Here is an 18369-nt window from a genome sequence, read left to right on the forward strand (position 1 = left end):
TCATCCACTTCCGGAAAGCGCGCCGGCACCGGTGAGGAAGTCCAGGTGCCTGCGCAGCATTCGCTCGTCGGCCGGGGGGAACCCCACCCCCGCCCCGGCCGCGGCGGCCCAGGTGCGGGAGCAGTCGAACCGCGGGTGCGGGCGGGGGCGTTCGGGCAGGGAGAAGGCGAGCGGGGCGAACGGCCCCGCCGGGTCGGCGAGCATGCGCTCCCGCCACCGCTGGTACGGCACCACCTCGGCCGGGTGGCCGGCCGAGGTGAGCGCGGCGGCGAGAGCGGCACGGGTGAGGCCGCCGTCGCCGTGGTAGTGGTGGGTCCGGCCCAGGGGGCCGGGAGCCTGTGAGAGCGCGACGACCGCCGCGGCCACCGTGTCCACGGGCACCATGTCCAGCACCTCGGCGGTGTCCGGGACGGCGCCGGCGGCGACGCATCCGGTGAGCCAGCGGCTGAACGCGGAGCGCGGGTCGGCCGCACCGGTGACGGTGTCACCGACGATGGCAGCGATGCGGTGGATCGAGACGGGCAGGCCGTGGCCGCGGGCGGCAACGGCCATGGCGTCGGCCACCCATTTGCTGAGGTCGTAGCCGCTGGTGAGGCCGCTCGGGTCGGTGGGGGCGTCGGCCTCGGTGACGACGCGGCCGTCGTGGGCGTCACCGAGGAAGACGCCGAGGGTGGAGATCAGGTGCAGCGGGGCACCGCTGTCGCCGGCCAGGCGCAGGATCGCCGCAGTGGCGTCGACGTGGGCGGGTTTGAGGGCATCGTAGGACGCGGCGAAGTGCGGAACAGCGGCGTTGTGGTAGATCGCGTCCACGGCCGTGAGGGTGTCGCGATCCTCCGTGGACAGGCCGAGGCCGGGTGCGGACAGGTCTCCGGGGACCGGGATCACGCGGTCGGTGACCGGCAGCCGGTCGATCGAGCCGTGCCGGACGAGGCAGTGGATCGTGGCGGCCGTCCGGGCCAGGAGCTGGTCGAGGAGGTGGCGGCCGAGAAAGCCGGTGGCGCCGGTGAGCAGGATCCGGCGCGGCGTGCCGGCCGGGGGGACGCCGGGCGCGTGGACGGTGCGGAGACGGATTTCGGGCGGGGGGACGGCGTCGGCGCGCAACCGGTCGACCGTGGGCAGGTCCGCCGGGGCACCGTCGTCGATGGCCGCCGCGAACGCCGCCACCGTGGGGGCGGTGAACAGTGTGCGCATCGGAACCGTGACGCCGAGGCGGTCGCGGACGGCGGCGAGGACGTGGGCGGCGATGAGCGAGTGCCCGCCGATGGCGAAGAAGTCCGCGGTGCGGTCCACGTCGGACCGGTCGAGAACGGTGGCCCAGATGGCGGCGACGGCTCGCTCGGTGGCGGTCCGGGGCGGGTCCGCCGGGACGGAGGGGGTGGTGGGTGGCTCGGGGAGGGCGGCGGTGTCGATCTTGCCGGTGCTCTGGGTGGGAAGGGCGTCGAGGACGACCACGGTGTCCGGCACGAGATGCGCGGGCAGGCGGTCGGCGCAGAAGGCGCGCAGGCCGGGAACGTCCGGGACGGCGACCCGCGAGTCGGGGGTGGCCGGGACGGGGGCGTTCCGGGTTGGTGCGGTCGAGGCCGGATCGGATGCGATCCCGGTGGGTACGGTCGAGGCCGGATCGGATGCGTACCCGGTGGGTACGGTCGAGGCCGGAACGGATGCGTACCCGGTGGGTACGGTCGAGGCCGGATCGGATGCCTTCCTGGTGGGTACGGTCGGGGCCGGAACGCCGACGTAGCCGATGAGGCGGTCCCCCCTGGCCACCACCACGGCCTCCGCGACAGCCGGGTGGGCGGCGAGCACGGCCGCCACCTCCCCCGGCTCCACCCGGTTGCCGCGGATCTTGACCTGGTCGTCGGCCCGGCCGACGAACTCGAGCGTGCCGTGCCGGTTCAGCCTCGCGAGGTCGCCGGTCCGGTACATGCGGGCGCCGGGGCGGTCGCCGTACGGGTCGGCCAAGAACGCCGCGGCGGTCGCGGCCGGGTTGTCCCGGTACCCCCGGGCGGGCGCCGTCCCTCCGATGTAGACCTCACCGACCACGCCGACGGGCACCCGGCGCAGAGCCCGGTCGAGGAGGTGGACGCGGACGTGTCGCAGCGGGCGGCCGATCGGCAGTCGGGTGGGGTGCTCGCGGCCGTCGACGGTGCGGTGGCTGGTCGCGCAGACGGTGGCTTCCGTCGGTCCGTAGTGGTTGTGGAGGGGAATGCCGTGCTTCGCCCACGCGCGGACGGTCGCCGCCGGGACGATGCCGCCGCCGACCATCATGAACTCCAACGGGAGGCGCTCGCCGGCGAGATCGGCCACCCAGCGCTGCCAGAGGGGGGCCGCCGTGTCGACCGCGGAGACTCGGTGCTCGACGCAGAGCCCGAGGAGGTCCGGTCCGGTGAGACCGCCCGGGTCGGGGTGGATGACCAGGGTGGCCCCGGCCGCGAGGACCGGGAAGATGTCGCCGAACGCGGCGTCGAAGTGCGGGGGCGGGACCATGAGGAGGCGGTGCGCGGCGGTGAGGCCGTGTTCGGCGATGAACGCGGTGGTGAGGTCGAGGAGCGTGTCGTGCTGTACCTCGACGCCCTTGGGTTCGCCGGTGGAGCCGGAGGTGTGGACGACGTAGGCGAGCTGGGACGGGTGGACGGGCGTCGGTTCGTGGTGGACAGGCGTCGGTTCGTGGTGGCCGGTGGCGGGGAGGGCGTCGCGGGTCAGGACGGTCCGCGCACCGCCGGCGGTGATCAGGGCGCGCTGGCGGGAGGGCGGCTGGGCGGGGTCGATGGGGACGAAGCATCCGCCCGCCTTGAGCACGCCGAGGATCGCGACGATCGCGTCGGCGCTGGACGGGATGGTGATCGCGACCGGGTCCTCGCTCCGGATGCCGGCCTCGCGCAGGCGGTGCGCGACGGCGGAGGATCTGCGGTCCAGGTCGCGGTAGGTGAGGGGGGTGGCGGCGAGGTCGAGGACGGCGGTGGCGTCGGGGGTCCGGGCGGTCTGGGCCGCGATCAGGTCCACAACGGTCGTGGCCGCCGGTCGCGCGGGGACGGCCGGGCCGGTGGACGGCGTGTCCCCTCCGCCGGGCAGGCCCGGATCGGACCGGGTGCCGAGGGCGGTGTGGACGGCGCCGTCGGCCGGGGACAACAGGTCCAGGTGGGACAGGGGAAGACCGGGGTGGCGGGCCACGGCCTCCATGACGGCCAGCACCTGGTCGGCGATCCCGCTGATCGTGTCCGCCTCGTACCGGTCGGTGCGGTAGTCGATGAGAGCGGGCCAGTCGCCCTCGCGTTCCCTGATGTGGAGGGTGAGGTCGAAACGGCTGGTGGCGCGGTCGATCGGCAGCGGAGTGGCGGTCAGGCCCGTGAAGGTGACGGGGGCCGTCTCGCGGTTGAGGACCAGCATCGTCCGGAACAGGGGGTGGCCCTCCCGTGCGGAGGGGACCGTGGCGAGGATATCGGCCAGGGAGATGTCGGCGTGGTCCATCGCGTCGGCCACCACCCCGGTGGCGTCGGCGAGCAGATCGCGGGGGGTGGCTCGGCTGTTCGCACGGAGCCGGAGCGGGAGGGTCGTGACGAACATGCCGACCACGTCGTCCCACCCGGCCGGACGGGTGGAGACCGGGGCACCGACGACGAGGTCCCCGCCCCCGTCCCGGGTGGAGGAGACGATGGCGTAGACGGCGAGGAGACCGGCGAAGGTGGTGGCCCGCTCGTCCCGGCACCAGGTGGCGAAGCGGCGGGCGAGCCCGGCCGGGACGGTGAACCTGTGGGTGGCACCGGGGGCGGTGACCGCGCGGGGGTGAGCCGGGCCCTGGCCGGATTCCGGGTGCGGCGATCCGCCCGGCGCGGGGGCCCGGGGCGTGCCGTACGGGTGGTCCGGCGAGGGTCCGGAGGCAGGTGGGGCGTCACGGAGTGTTCCGGCCCAGAACGCGGTGGTTCGTTGCCGTGGCCCCACGGCCGCCGGCGCGGGGACGGGTAGTCCCGGCGCGCTGGTTCTCCTGCTGAGCGCGGCCTGCGGCCCCTGGACATCCGTGGCACCGGGCAGGAACGAGGAGATCGGGCCCGCGGTGGTCAGGGTCGTCAGCAGGATCGACATCGACGTGTCGTCGCAGATGATGTGGTGAGCCGTGACCGTCAGGAGATGCGTCGTGGGGGCGGTTCTGATCAGGTGGGCCCGCACCAACGGGCGTCGGGTCAGGTCGAAGGGGTGGTCGGCGTCCCAGGCGGCCAGGCGTTCGGCCTCCGGCCACGGGTCCGCGTGAGCGCTCAGGTCGGTGGTGCGCCAGGCCCGCGCCGACAGCTCGTCCGTGTAGGGCGCCGCGCTCAGCCGCGGGGTGTCGTCATGGACGACGATCGCCGATCGCAGGGCGGGATGGGCGGCCAGGGTGTGGGCGAACCCGGCGCGCAGGTCCGCCTCGTCGAGCGCACCCTCCAGCCGGAACGCGGCGTGCACGACGTAGGCGCCGTCGTCCTGACCCGTCTGGTGGGTGATCCACAGTCCGTGCTGCGGGCCGGACAGCCGTCCTGGTGAAGCGGGCGCCGACCCGGAGTCGTCCGGAGTGTCGGGACCGCCCCGGCCCGCATCGATCGCGGCAGCCAGGGCGGCGACAGTGGGGTTGGCGAACAGGGTTCTGACCGTCACCTCCACACCCACCGACGCCCGGATCCTGGCAACGGCCTTCGCTGCCGCCAGAGAATGGCCGCCGGACAGGAAGAAATCGTCGTCACGGTTGACCGGGCGAGCCAGCAGGCGCGCGAAGATCTCCGCGAGCGTGGTCTCCAGGCCCGGGTGGGGGGCAGGGGCGGCGGCATCCTCCGTCGGTGGGGGCAGAGCGCGTACGTTCAGCTTTCCGGAGCTGGTCAACGGGAACGCGTCCACGGTCACCATCGCCGACGGCACCAAGTAGGCCGGGAGGACACGGCTCAACCGCTCCCGCACCCTCGGCCAGCGGGGCCGCCCCGCGGCCGGGATCACGTAGGCCACCAGGCGGTCGCCGTCACCGGCCACGCGGGCGTCGGCGACCTCCGGGTCCGCCCGCAGCGCCGCCTCCACCTCGGCCGGTTCCACACGGTGACCACGCACCTTGAGCTGTGCGTCCACCCGCCCGACGAACTCCACGACACCGCCCGGCCTGCGCCGCGCCAGGTCGCCCGTGGCGTACATGCGCGCGCCGGGAACCGGTGAGAACGGGTCGGCGACGAAGCTCGTCGCCGACCGGCCGGGCGCACCGAGATAGCCGCGCGCCAACGGAAAACCACCCAGGTACACCTCGCCGACCACGTCGTCGTCGACCGGTCGCAGGCCCGCGTTCAGCAGATGCACGGCCACGCCGTCGAGCGGATCGCCGATGCCGAACCGGCTGCCTCGGCGCACCCGTTCGGCGGTCGACCAGATCGTCGTCTCGGTCGGGCCGTACGCGTTCCACAGCTCGGCCCCGCCCAGCGACCCGGCCAGCTCCGGCGTCAGCACCTCCCCGATCGACACCCGGACCCGCACGCACTCCGGCACGCCTCCGGCCGCCGCCAGCACCGCCCACACCGACGGGGTGACCTGGACGACCGTGACCGCCTCGGCCCTCAGTCGCCGCGCCAGCGCGGGGCCGTCGCCGACGGTCTCCGGCGGTACGGGCACCACCCGGGCGCCCACCGTCAGCGGCGCCACCAGTTCCCACAGCGAGATGTCGAACGCCGGGGAGGTCATGGCCGCCACCACGTCCCCGGCGGCCAGCCCCACCAACGCCGTCGACCGGGCCAGCATCCCGGCCACCGCGCGGTGCGGCACCCCCACCGCCTTCGGTCGGCCGGTCGACCCCGACGTGTGGAGCACGTACGCCAGTGACTCGGGTGCGATGTGGGGTTCGACGCGCTCGAACTCCTCCGGCAGCTCCGGGATCCCGGTCAGCACGACGCGGGCGGCCCCGGTGACGGCTCGACGCCTGGGCTCGGGCCACAGCGGTTCGACCGGCACGTACACCGCGCCCGCCCGCCAGATCCCGAGGATGGCCACCACCAGGTCCGTGCCGCGCGGCAGGTCCACCGCGACCCACACCTCGGGCCCGGCGCCCTCCGCCCGCAGCACCGAGGCCAGCGCCGCCGAACGGCGCTCCAGCTCCGCGTAGGACAACTCCCCCACCGCGAGGCCGTCCGCGCCGAACCGGATCAGCTCCAGCACGGTCGACGGCGCCGGAGCACCGCCCGGCCCGGCCACCCGCGCGACCCCCGAAGGCCCTGCGGTCAACGCCGACAACCGGCGATCGGGGTCGGCGCACGCACGGTCCAGCAGGGCCAGCAGCCGCCCGGCGACACCGTCGACCGTCGCACCGTCGAACAGATCCGTGTCGTGCTCGGTGACCACGGCCATGTCCGCGCCGCCGGACTCCACCATCACGGTGAGATCGACGTCGGCCGTGCCCGTGTCCGGCGGCATCCGCTCGGCCCGCACCCCCGGGAGCACCACCTCGGGCGGGTCCTGCATCACGAGGTGCGCCTGGCACAGCGGCGCGTGGCTCGGGTCACGGGAGGCGCCGGCCGCCTCGACGATCCGGTCGAACGGGACCGCCGCGCCGCCCAGTCCCGCCGCGACCGCGCGGCGGGCCCTGGCCACCAGCTCGCGGAACGTCGGATCGCCGCCGATCCCCACCCGCAACGGCACCGGGTTCACGAACATTCCGACGACGTCGGCGAACTCCGGTCCCGGCCGTCCGGACACCAGGGTGGCGACCACTACGTCGTCCTGACCCGCCGTCGTGCCCAACGTGGCGGCGTACGCGGCCTGCAGCACGACGAACCGGGTGGCGCGCGTGGCGCGGGCGAGCGCGTCGACCCGCGCGGTGAGGCCCTCGGGGACGGCATGGCGGCGCAACTCCCCCCGGAAGGCGCGCATCCTCGGGCGGGGCCGGTCGGTGGGCAGGGTGAGCAGGTCCGGCACACCGTCCAGCTCGGCAGCCCGGCGGGACGGATCGTGGTCGATGAGGTCAGGCGGCGCTCCGGGATCCGGCAGCGGCCGGGCCGGGTCGGCGTACAGGGCGCTGATCTCCCCGCACAGCACCGACAGGGACCTGCCGTCGACGACCGCGTGATGCGTGTTGATCACCAGGATGTGGTCGGTCGGCGTGATCCGGCCCAGCCGGATCCGGAACAACGGCCCGGTGCGCAGGTCGAACGGTTCCCGTGCGGCCCGCGCCGCGAACGCCGCGGCGTCCGCGGCCGGCACCGTCCGCACCTCGACATCCGCGGGGCCCACCGGACCCGTCCGGCCGACCGGCTCGCCTTCGATCTCGTCGAACGTGGTGCGCAGCACCGGGTGCCGGGCCACCACCAGATCCGCCGCGCGCCGGAGCGCGTCCACGGACACGGGGCCGGCCAACCGGAACACCGCCGGGTTGTTGTGCAGGGGTGCGCCGTCGGCGAACGCCTCGAGGAACCACAGCCGTCGGGCCCCGGGCGGGAGAGGGACCGTCATCGGTACGCTCCCCGGTCTCCGAACCGGCGCCGGTACGCCGCCAGTTGCTCCGGGTCGGCCCGCAGGAACGGCGCGTCCGCGGCCACCATGTGCCGCACCGCCAGCAACGGCAGCGGGCTGCGCATCGGCCGGAAGTCCGCGTTCCACAGACCGGGTGCGGACGGCGGCCCCGGATGGAACTCACCGATCATCAGGCCGCGTTCCACGAACCCGGGCTTCAGCTCCCGCTGCGTGCGGTCGATCTCCCCGGGCGGGACGTCCGGCAGCACCACCAGGACCGTCCGGTATCTGGCCCCCGGCCACTCACGCGGCGGCAAATCGGGGAACCAGTCGCGGTAAGCGGTCATCACCGCCCGCAGGTCCGGCCGTCCGGGGTGTACGGCGAGGAAGAGCCCGCCCCGTTCCAGTGAGACGGCCGTGTACGGGCAGACGTCGCCGCCCCGTCCCAGATCGGGGTGCGGTCGGCACAGGTAGGACCGCGCCCACGCCAGCACCACCTCGGCGGCGGCAGGCAGGTCCGGGTGGTCCGGCTCGAACAGCGCGACGTCACCCGCCGGGTGGCTCAGCATCTCCCGCTCCGCTTCCGCCGCGCCGCAGCGAGCAACGTGACGCCGCCGAGCCCGGCGAGTCCACCGAGGAGGCGGTCCTGACGGCGGGCCCGGGCGAGCGCGTCGCCGTACGGGAGGCTGCTGTGGCTGATCATCGCGTACAGCGTCCGCCACCCCGGTACCAGGCGGCCGAGCTCGAAGTCCATCCGCTTGCGGGCCCGGAACACCGGTGACCGCACCCGGTCGCGCAGCTCCACGAAGTTGCGCGCGGACAGTTCGGCGAGCACGTCGGTGTGCGGGCGGCGGCGGGCCTCGAACGCGGCGAGCGCGTCGCCCGGGGCGTGCTCGGCGAGACACGCGTCGAGCACCGCGCAGTCCTCGAACGCGGCGTTCATCCCCTGGCCGTAGAACGGGAACACGGCGTGCGCGGCATCGCCGACGAGGACGACACGGTCGTGCTGCCACGGCGCGGTACGCACCGACACCAGGGTTCCCGGTTCGTGTGCGAGGAACTGCGTGACCAGGTCCGGCACGAGATCGGTCAGGTCACCGAACTCCTCGGCCAGGAAAGCCCCGGCCCGGACCGGGTCGCGCAGCCCCGAGAACCCGGTGTCGCCGTCGAACGGCAGGAACACGGTGCCGGTCAGCGATCCGTCCGGGTTGGGGTGCGCCACCACCAGTCCCCGCCGGCCGGGCCACACGTGCAACGCCTCCGGCCGGTCGACGGCCGGGATGGTGAACTCCCGGTAGCCCCAGTCCAGGTGCGTCTGGTGGAACTCGGCGCGCACCCGGCGGTGCAGGTGCGTGCGCACGGTCGAGTACGCGCCGTCCGCGCCCACGACGAGATCCGCCGGGAACGTCCGGGCGGGGGTCCGCACCTCCGTACCGGTCAGGCCGGTGACGCGGTGCCCGAACCACAGCCGCACCCGGGGAACCGATGCGGCGGCGTCGAGCAGGGTGATGTTGAGGTCGTGGCGGCGGACCGAGTGCAGCACCTCGGTGTCGTCCGCGCCGTAGGGCTGGTAGCTGACCCGGCCGCTGTGGTGGACGATCCGCCCCCGCATGGGAACCGCTTCGGCCAGGGCCTTGTCGAGGAGGCCGAGGTCGCGCAAGGCCGCCCGGCCGCGTTCGGACAGCCCGACGCTGATCGATCCGGCGTCCGGGCCGTTGGTGCCGCGTGGGTCGCCGCGCCGCTCCACCACGTCCACCCGGTGGCCGCGGCGGGCCAGCCGGATCGCCAGCATGGTTCCGGCCATACCCGCCCCGACGATGACGACGTTCATGTCCGGCCCCTGGCCGGGTCGACCGAGTCCGCCGGGGCCGTCGGGGCCGCCGGGGCCGCCGGGGCCGCCGAGTCTGCCGGGGTCTCCGGGGCCACAGGGTCCGTCGCGGACAGGGCTTTGGCGAGTCCGGCGGGTGTGGAGGCGTCGAACACGGTGGCGACGGACGCTTCCACGGCCAGTTCGACCCGGATCCGGCTGACCAGCGCGGTGGCCATGAGCGAGGTGCCGCCGAGGGCGAAGAAGTCGTCGTCCGGCGCGGCCGAATCCACCGACAGCACTTCGGCGAACAGCCGGGCGAGGTCGTCGGCGAGCGCGCCCGACGCCCGCGGCGCGGGCTCCGCGAACGCGGCCCGGTCCAGTTTCCCGTTGGGGGTGGAGGGGAAGTGCCCGACCACCTCGATCAGGTCCGGGACGAGGTGGGCCGGCAGCCGCTCGGCGAGGTGCGCGCGCAGGTCCGGCACGCTCGCTCCGCGCGGCACCACGTAGCCCACCAGGTAGGCGCCGAGCGGTCCGGGGCGGGCGACGACCGCCGCCCGCGCCACCGCCGGGTGAGCGCCGAGCGCGGCCTCCACCTCGGCCGGTTCGACCCGGTGGCCGCGGATCTTCACCTGGTCGTCGGCCCGGCCGAGGAACAGCAGGTCACCGTCGGGCCCCACGCGGACCAGGTCGCCGGTGCGGAACATGCGCGACCCGGGCGGCCCCCACGGGTCGGCGACGAACCGCTGTGCGGTCGGCCCGGGGCAGCCCAGGTAGCCGCGCGCGACCCCGGCGCCGCCGATGTACAGCTCGCCCTCGGCTGCCGGGGCGCACTTCTCGTCCAGCACCCGTAGTTCCGTGCCGGGGATCGCCGCCCCGATCGGCACCACCAGGCCGTCGGTGAGCGGCGCGCTCATGGTGGCGCACGCCGTCGTCTCGGTCGGGCCGTAGGCATTGATCATCCGGCGGCCGGGGGACCATCGGGCGACGAGGTCGGGGCCCAGTGCCTCCCCCGCGAGGATCAGGCAGGCGACCGAGGGCAGCGCCAGGTCCGGCTGGGTGGCGAGCGCGCTCGGCGGCATGCACACGTGGGTGACACCGTGCTCGGCGATGAACCGGGCGAACGGTTCACCGGGCGCAAGGCCCTCCGGCGGCGCGAGCACGAGCGTGGCCCCGGTGAGCAGCGCCATGCACAGGTCGGCGACGGCGACGTCGAAGCCGACCGACGCGTACTGCAACACCCGGGCACCCGGTCCGGCACCGAAGCGTTCCCGTTGCGCCGCGACGAGATGCCCGATCCCCGCGTGCGGAACGACCACGCCCTTGGGTCTTCCGGTCGAGCCGGAGGTGTAGATGACGTAGGCGGCGCACGCCGGATCGGGTTCCGCCACCGGGGCGGCGGACGCCGCCGCGGACTCCAGCGCCCGCAGCTCCCCAGGTGTCAGCACCAGGGCGGGGCGGGCGTCGGCGAGCACGGCGGCCACCCGGTCCGGCGGTTGGGCGGAGTCGACCGGCAGGTACGCGGCTCCCGCGGCGAGCACGGCGACGACGGCCACCACCATGTCCGTACCGCGCGGGATCACGACGGCGACGATGTCGTCCGGCCCGATCCCGCGGTCCCGCAGCCCGCCGGCCGCCGCGGAGGCGCGGGCGTCGAGCTCGGCGTAGGAGAGCGTGCCGTCGGCGGCGGTAACCGCGATCGCCCCCGGGGCCCGGACGACCTGGCGACGGAAAATTGCCATCATCGTCCCGGCCGGTGAGGAATTCACCGTATCTATTCGCGCGTCCACTGCCGTTTCACACTCCGTGAGCCACGGAAATCTATGAGAGGGAACGGGGGAACTCTGTCTCATAAAGCAGATCGGTGTCAACGAGGTCGACGATGCGCTTACTCGACGCTCACCCGACGCACCGACGACAAGGGCAATTATGAGAACTTGCTAAGGGAAACTTTGTCTCGCCGGTCTGTTCGGTGTCATAACCTGGCCAGTATCTTGTAGCCGCTTCCCGGGATCCGATCGGTCGCGCTCCGTCGAGCGTGACCGCGTCGTGCTCGGAAATGGGTTGGCCCATCTGGAGGAGTTCGGATGAGCGGGACATCGCTGGATACGCGACCGAGGGACACGCCACCGACGTTCGTGCCGGTCGACCAGGTGACCGAAACATCTCTCGTGCGGGTCGCCGGCTCCCGTCCCGACCACGTCAGCGCGCTCGCGCAGTGCCCGGACGGCCTCCCGCCGATCCTCGTGCACCGGCCGACCATGCAGGTGATCGACGGTGTGCACCGCCTGCGTGCGGCCAAGCTGCGCGGGGACGCCACCATCGGTGTGCGGTTCGTCGACGGCTCGGAGGAGGACGCGTTCGTGCTGGCCGTGAGCGCCAACGTGACCCAGGGGTTGCCGCTGACGCTGGCCGACCGCACCGCCGCCGCCTCCCGGATCCTGTCGTCGCATCCGCACCTGTCGGACCGTCTGATCGCGTCGACGGCCGGATTGTCCACCAAGACGGTGGCCGCGATCCGGCAGCGTACAACCGGGGAAATGACTCAGTTGCACACCCGTCTCGGCCGCGACGGGAAAGTGCGGCCACTCGACGCCTCCCACGGGCGCACAATGGCGAGTCAGGCGATTTTGAACGATCCCGATCTTTCGTTGCGGGCGATCGCCCGCATCGCCGGAATATCGGTCGGCACCGCCCGGGATGTCCGGGAAAGAATGCGCCGCGGCGAGGATCCTATTCCGCCGCGGTACCGCCTTTCCGCCGGACACCGCACGGAAAGCGAAGCGGCGGAAAACAACGCGCCGGGCAACCGCACCGGTGGTGCCAACGGCACCCCCGGTTCCCCCAGCACGCCTCGCGCCGAACGGGACCGGTTCCTGGTCTCGCTGCGCACCGATCCGTCGTTGCGGTTCTCCGAGATCGGCCGCGCGCTCCTGCGGCTGCTCGACGCCAACACCCTCGACGCCGCGCAGTGGGACCGCCTCGCCGCCGCCGTCCCCCAGCGCTGGTCACCGGTGGTCGCCGACCTCGCCACGGACTGCGCGGCCGACTGGTGGGCACTCGCCTGCCGGGTCCGCGACCGGCTCCGCGTCAGCGCGTGAGTCCGGCGCGCACGCCACGGCGATCGCCGCCGCCAGCTGGACCACCGCGAACAGCGCGACCACCGGAAGCAGCGACGACGAGTCGCCGGTGATCGCGACCGCGACCAGCGGCCAGAAGCTGGAGACCGTGACGCCCACCTGGTAGGTCACGGCGATCGCGGAGAACCGCACCATGGTCGGGAACAGGTCGACCAGGAACGCCGCCAGTCCCCCGTAGATCGCGCCGTGCGCGATGGTCAGCGCGGGGACGAGCACCAGGACGGCCCGTGTCGGATCGCCCGAGGACAGCCAGGCGCCCGCCGGGATCATCGCCGCCACCGAGACCGCGTAGCCGAAGATCATGACCGGCCGGCGGCCGAACCGATCGGACAGCGCGCCGAACACCGGCAGTGTCACGCACTCGCCCAGGGCCGCGATCATCAGCCCGGTCAGCACGGTCGACCGCACCCCCGGCCCGGCCTTCGCCGCGTGCGCCACCAGGAAGACGGTGAACATCGCGATCACCGAACCGGTGCCGAGCGAGGCGAGAATGCCGATCACCACGCGGCGCGGCCACCGCCGCAGCACCATGATCACCGGCACCCGGGCCGGGCGGTTCTCCGCCCGGCCACGCACGAACTCCGGTGTCTCCTCGATCCCCAGCCGGACCCAGATGCCGATGCCGACGAGGACGATCGACCCCAGGAACGGCAGCCGCCATCCCCAGGTCAGGAAGTCGTCCTCGGGCAGTTTGGAGATCAGCACGAAGGTCAGGTTGCTGCCGAACAACGCCAGCGCGAAGCCCATCGCGGGCCAGCTGCTGAAGAAGCCGCGGCGCTTGGGCGGCCCGTGTTCGGTGCTGAGCAGCACCGCGCTTCCCCATTCGCCGCCGATGCCGATGCCCTGCGCGACGCGCAACGTCACCAACAGGACCGGCGCGAGGACGCCCGCCGTCTCATAGGTGGGCAGCAGGCCGACGCCGAACGTGGCGATGCCCATGATGAGCAACGTCCACACCATCATCGACTTGCGGCCCACCCGGTCGCCGAAGTGGCCGAACAGCAAGCCGCCCAGCGGGCGTGCGACGAACCCGGCCGCGTAGGTGGCGAACGACGCGAGCACACCGCCGGCAGCCGACGATCCGGGGAAGAACAGCGGGCCGAACACCAGCGCGGACGCCGTCGCGTAGAGATAGAAGTCGTACCACTCGATGGCGGTGCCGATCGTGCTCGCGATCAGCACCCGGCGGACCGAGCGGGGCGCCGGGGTCACCGCTGGTGTCATGCGTCCTCGTCGGCCACGAGAACCCGGCCCCGGAGCTCGTCGGGATCGGCGGCGAGGTCGTAGGCCCACACCTGCCGCCCGTCCGCCTCCCAGATCACCTTCCGTCCGTCCGCCCGCACCGCGTGCAGTGCCTTCAGGTCCGGGTAGGCGTCCGAGGCGGCAGCCCGCTCCTGCGGGAAGTACGTCTCCGAGTACGCCTCGCGGGACGCCCCGGTGCCGCCCGGGAAGAACTCGGTCAGCGAGGCGCCGTCCGACGACACCGGGTCCAGCCCGAGCTGGTCGAGCACCGTCGGCATGATGTCGACGAGCCGCACCTGGCTGTCCACGCTCATCCCCGCCGGCACCCCGGGGCCGCTGATGACGAGCGGCACGTGCTGGGTCGCGTCGAACAGCAGACAGCCGTGGCCCTCCTCGTACGGGTGGCCGAGGTCGCCGGCGTGGTCGTTGGGATACCACCCGGCCAGGTCCTCGCCGTGATCGGAGAAGCACACCACCAGCGTCGACTCGATGTCGTGGCCCATCTCGGCGATGCGGCGCAGCAGGAGCTGGACGTAGTGGTCGGTGTAGGCGATCTCAGCCTCGTACGGGTTCGCCACCTCGACGCCGACGTCCTCCGGCGGATCGTACGGCCAGTGCGCGTCGAAGAAGTGAGCGAACAGGAAGAACGGGCCGGCGCCGTCCAGTGACCGAAGCCAGCGGGTGGCGCGTTCGACCACCAGCGGCGCGCGCTTGAGCGCCAGCCCGCGCAGCTTCACGTCGCCGACCGACAGCGGGTCCCGGCCGTCCGGCAGCAACGGGATCTCGTCGTCGTAGAAGTCGAACCCGCGATCCATCCCGTACCAGTGGTTCAGGCCGGGGCAGGACACCACCGCGCCGGTGGTGTACCCGGCCGCCGACAGGCACTCCGCCAGCGTCGGTACCCGATTGTCCAGCGCTTCGCGGAACAGGTGCCTGACCCCGTGGCGGGGCGGCTGGAGCCCGGTGAACACCGTGGCGTGGCTGACCGGTGTCAGGGGGCACGACGAGATCGCCTGCGTGAAGCTGACCCCGCTCGCGCGCAGCCGCTCGATGCCGGGGTACTTCCCCGAATAGGCCACGTCGGCGCGCACGGTGTCCAGGGAGATGAACAGGATGTTCGGCTGTGTGGTCACCGGGATACCTCGGTATTCCTCTGTCGACTCCAGCGGCCCCGAAAGGTAACAACGGGCTCCCGGCGTACGACAACGACGAGTCGTGCGACCTGAACACCCGTGCTGAACAGCGCGACCCGCTCCTACAGTTACGCGGCGGAGACTCCACGACCGTGAAGCGAGGGAGCATTCACATGGCGCGCAAGTTGTCCCTGGCCCTGGAGCTGTATGCCGACGCGAACGGCACCGTCGACCAGCGCTACATCGATCAGATGCGCGACCAGGACGCCGAACCGGTGCCGGTCGATCACACGTTGCCGAGGTTCACCCTCGTCGTCGGGCCCTCGCCGTTCACCATGCCGCGCGGCTGGGAGTTCTTCCTCACCTCCCCCTACGAGGGTGCGACGTACATCTCGACCGTGCTGCACAACGCCGGATATCCGGTGCGCATCGTCGACGTCCGCTACACCCCGAACCCCCTTCAGGCGGCGTACGAGCAGATCAACGAAGGCACCGACGTGCTCGGCATGTGCACGTTCGAGGACAACTTCCCTTTCTGCCGGGCGCTGATGGCGATGGTCCGCGCATCGCACCCGGACATACCGATCATCTGCGGCGGCTCGCTGGTCACTTCCGCGCCGGCGGTCTTCATGTCGGACACCGCCTGCGACATCGCGGTGATCAGCGAGGGTGAGATCACCATCCTGGAGCTGATGGAGAGTTACGCCCGCGGCTCGTGGAAGCAGGACCTCCCGACCGTCAAGGGCATCTGCTACCGGGACGAGAAGGGAAACGCCCGCCGCACGCCGCCGCGTGGCCAGATGATGGATCTCGACGCGCTGCCCAGGATGCGGCTCGACCTGTGGCCCCAGTCGCGGTCGCCGCTCGGCATGCAGCCGCAGGTGATCTCGTCCTACAGCCGCGGCTGCAAGATGGACTGCTCCTTCTGCTACCGCACCACCCCGCAGGTGCGGGCGAAGTCGCCGGAGAAGATGGACCGCGACCTCGACTGGCTGAAGACCCGGTACGGCGTGGAGTTCTGCTTCTTCGTCGACCTCACGTTCAGCTCGCACCGCGGTCAGACCATCGAGATGTGCGACGTGATCTCCCAGCACGATCTGCGGTGGACCTGTCTGACCCGGTGCGCCGACATGGACGTACCGCGCATCGACGCGATGCGGGAGGCGGGAGCGGACATCATCCTGTACGGCGTCGAGTCGCTGGGCCGCGAGGTGTTGCGCGAGGCCCGCAAGGGCAGCAGCGAGAACCTGACCGTCCGCGCGATGCGCACCACGTTCGAGGGCGGCGTGCGGTTCGGCTCGCTGCTCATCGTCGGTCTGCCGAACGAGACCGAGGAGTCCCTGTCGGACATGGTGCAGTTCGCCGAGCAGTACAACCACGTGACCCGGGTGAAGTATCTGTCGGCCATGCCCGGCACGACGGTGTACCAGGACGCGGTGCGGAACAAGGTGATCCGCACCGAGATCGACCACCTGAACTGGCTGTCGGTCGAACAGGCGCTGCACGAGGACGAGTTCCTGAACGTGAGCGGGCTGCCCGAGCAGGTCTGCCGGGACGCGTACAAGCGTGTGTACGACGCCTATCAGCCCGGCCCGGTGATGGACTTCCAGCACTGGCCCGAGCACTTCCAGTACTTCCACCCGCAGCCGGCCGACGGCACCGAGCGGTCGACGTCGTACGCCGGGTCCGGCTGGCGCGCGGAGTGGAGTTCCGCCGCCGCGCCCCTGGTCCCCGGTTCCGAGCGGTACACCTTGGACAAGGTGGCCGACCCGGAGGTGGCCGCGGTCGGGAGCACGCTGATGGACTGCGGCGCGAAGCAGCTCGCGGTGGGGGGCTGACCGGTGTCCACCCAGGACGGCCCGATCCTGATCATCGGGACCGAACGCTCCGGGTCGAACCTGCTGCGGCTGGTGCTCGACGCGCACGCGCGGATCGCGGTCCCGCACCCGCCGCACTTCATGCGGTACCTGTCCGGCATCCCGTACGACGGTGATGTCGACGCGATGGTGGGCGACGCGATGCGGTTGCTGCGCGACCACATCCACCCGTGGCCGCACGTGATCGACCGGGCCGCGGTGACCGAGGCGGCCGGCCCGTCGCTGTTCGGGGTGGTGTCGGCCATCTACGACCAGTACCGCGTCGCGGAGGGCGCGGCCCGGTGGGGGTGCAAGAGCACGTTCATGGTCGAGCACGTCGACGAGGTGCTCGCCGGGCTCCCGGACGCGCGGTTCCTCTGGCTGGTGCGTGATCCCCGCGATGTGGCCGCGTCGGCGAAGCGGGCGGTGTTCGGCCACTGCCACCCGTACCGGATGGCCCTGCGGTGGACGGCCGAACAGGAGCTCGCCCGCGCGGCCCTGGAGCGATGGGGGCCGGGGGTGGTGCACCTGGTGCGGTACGAGGACCTGGTGTCCGCGCCCGACCGGGAGATCCGGGCGATCTGCGACTTCATCGGTGAGGCGTTCGAGCCCGCGATGCTGGCGCACCACCTCGGTGGCAACGCCCGGGTGACCGCGTCCCTGTCGGCGTCCTGGCGCACGGCGGGCGACCCGATCACCACGGCCCGGATCGGCGCCCACCGGCGGGGGCTGTCCGACCGGGAGCGGCGGCAGGTGGAGAGCGTGACCGCGCGGGTGATGGAGACGCTGCGCTACCCGTTCGACCGGGCCTCGCTGGACGAACCGGCTCCCGGTCCGCTCGGCGTCGCGCTGCGCGGGTTCGCGGTCCGGATGGCCGTGGAGGCGCGATCGCTGCGCACCGACCGCAACCACTTCCGGCGCTGGCGGCGCGACGCCACCGTCCGCCGGCTGCGCCACCGCGCGAAGCCGGGCCGCGCCCTTGTTCCGGCAGGAGAGAGCAGATGAACGGAACGGGAAGCGTCCGCACGCACTTCGCCGACCGGGCGAGCACCTACGACCGGTCCAGTTCGTGGTGCACCGACGACGCGCTCGGCGAGCTGATGCTGTCCACGGCCGCGCCCCGGCCGGGCGACGCGGTCCTGGACGTGGCGTGCGGCACCGGACTGGTGTCGAGGCTGTTCGCCGGGCGGGTGCGGCGGCTGGCCGGCGTGGACATCACGCCGGAGATGGCCGAGCAGGCGCGCGACGTGCTCGACGAGCTGGTGATCGCCCCGGCGGAGGAGCTGCCGTTCGATGACGCCACGTTCGACGTCGTGGTGTGCCGTCAGGGGATCCAGTTCATGACGCTGCCGGACGCGGTGCGGGAGATGGTGCGGGTGACCCGGCCGGGCGGGCGGGTCGTCCTGGCCCACCTCTGCGCCTACGGGGACGACGACCGCGACGAGTACGCCGAGATCCTGCGGCTGCGCAACCCGGCCCGGCGGCACTTCTTCCGGCCCGGCGATGTCGAGGCGCTGCTCGCCGGCGCGGGGTGCGACCCGGTGCGGTCGCAGCGGTACGTGTCGGTGGAGGACGTGGACGTGTGGTCGGACAACGGTGCGATCGGCGAAGACGCGCGGGAGGCCATCCGGGACCGCTACAGGAGGGCGTCACCCGCGTTCCGCGCACGGCACGCGGTGGCGGAGGCGGACGGGCGGATCACCGACCGGATGCTGTTCGTCGTCGCCTCGGGAACGAGGGTCTGA

10 protein-coding genes are annotated in these 18369 nt (G+C 72.8%); 4 read left to right on the top strand and 6 right to left on the bottom strand.

What is annotated here, in order from left to right:
- From N7925_RS03105 to N7925_RS03120, 4 genes are read right to left on the bottom strand one after another with little or no spacing between them, the layout of a single operon-like run.
- Positions 1-7446 carry a non-ribosomal peptide synthetase gene (locus N7925_RS03105; RefSeq protein ID WP_274342944.1) on the bottom strand — a complete coding sequence of 2482 codons (7446 nt, stop codon included), beginning with the start codon at positions 7444-7446 and terminating at the stop codon, positions 1-3.
- Positions 7443-8015 carry a DUF6875 domain-containing protein gene (locus N7925_RS03110; RefSeq protein ID WP_274342945.1) on the bottom strand — a complete coding sequence of 191 codons (573 nt, stop codon included), beginning with the start codon at positions 8013-8015 and terminating at the stop codon, positions 7443-7445. Before N7925_RS03110 ends, N7925_RS03105 begins: the two co-directional genes overlap by 4 nt.
- A complete protein-coding gene (locus N7925_RS03115) occupies positions 8009-9277 on the bottom strand; it encodes an FAD-dependent oxidoreductase (RefSeq protein ID WP_274342946.1) in 1269 nt (422 codons plus the stop codon). Before N7925_RS03115 ends, N7925_RS03110 begins: the two co-directional genes overlap by 7 nt.
- A complete protein-coding gene (locus N7925_RS03120) occupies positions 9274-10998 on the bottom strand; it encodes a non-ribosomal peptide synthetase (RefSeq protein ID WP_274346389.1) in 1725 nt (574 codons plus the stop codon). Before N7925_RS03120 ends, N7925_RS03115 begins: the two co-directional genes overlap by 4 nt.
- Positions 10999-11391: 393 nt before the next feature.
- Between N7925_RS03120 and N7925_RS03125 the strand changes: the two genes are divergently transcribed.
- Positions 11392-12354, top strand: a complete 963-nt coding sequence (locus N7925_RS03125) for a ParB/RepB/Spo0J family partition protein (RefSeq protein ID WP_274342947.1) — start codon at positions 11392-11394, stop codon at positions 12352-12354.
- On the opposite strand, the gene N7925_RS03130 is transcribed toward N7925_RS03125, so the two are convergent.
- Positions 12262-13617: an MFS transporter gene (locus N7925_RS03130; RefSeq protein ID WP_274342948.1), complete on the bottom strand. Its 1356-nt coding sequence runs from the start codon at positions 13615-13617 to the stop codon at positions 12262-12264. The two genes, N7925_RS03125 and N7925_RS03130, sit on opposite strands and share 93 nt — an antisense overlap.
- On the bottom strand, positions 13614-14768 hold the full coding sequence (locus N7925_RS03135; protein ID WP_274342949.1) for a sulfatase: 1155 nt from the start codon (positions 14766-14768) through the stop codon (positions 13614-13616). Before N7925_RS03135 ends, N7925_RS03130 begins: the two co-directional genes overlap by 4 nt.
- Before the next feature lie 173 nt (positions 14769-14941).
- On the opposite strand from N7925_RS03135, the gene N7925_RS03140 reads away from it, so the two are divergent.
- From N7925_RS03140 to N7925_RS03150, 3 genes are read left to right on the top strand one after another with little or no spacing between them, the layout of a single operon-like run.
- The gene (locus N7925_RS03140; RefSeq protein ID WP_274342950.1) at positions 14942-16606 is read left to right on the top strand and encodes a B12-binding domain-containing radical SAM protein; all 1665 of its coding nucleotides are present in this window, start codon (positions 14942-14944) and stop codon (positions 16604-16606) included.
- 3 nt (positions 16607-16609) lie between these two features.
- Complete coding sequence (locus N7925_RS03145; RefSeq protein WP_274342951.1) at positions 16610-17629, top strand: sulfotransferase family protein; 1020 nt, start codon at positions 16610-16612, stop codon at positions 17627-17629.
- A complete protein-coding gene (locus N7925_RS03150; RefSeq protein WP_274342952.1) occupies positions 17626-18369 on the top strand; it encodes a class I SAM-dependent methyltransferase in 744 nt (247 codons plus the stop codon). Before N7925_RS03145 ends, N7925_RS03150 begins: the two co-directional genes overlap by 4 nt.

The sequence above is a fragment of the Streptomyces sp. CA-278952 genome (genome assembly GCF_028747205.1).
Taxonomy (GTDB): domain Bacteria; phylum Actinomycetota; class Actinomycetes; order Streptomycetales; family Streptomycetaceae; genus Streptomyces.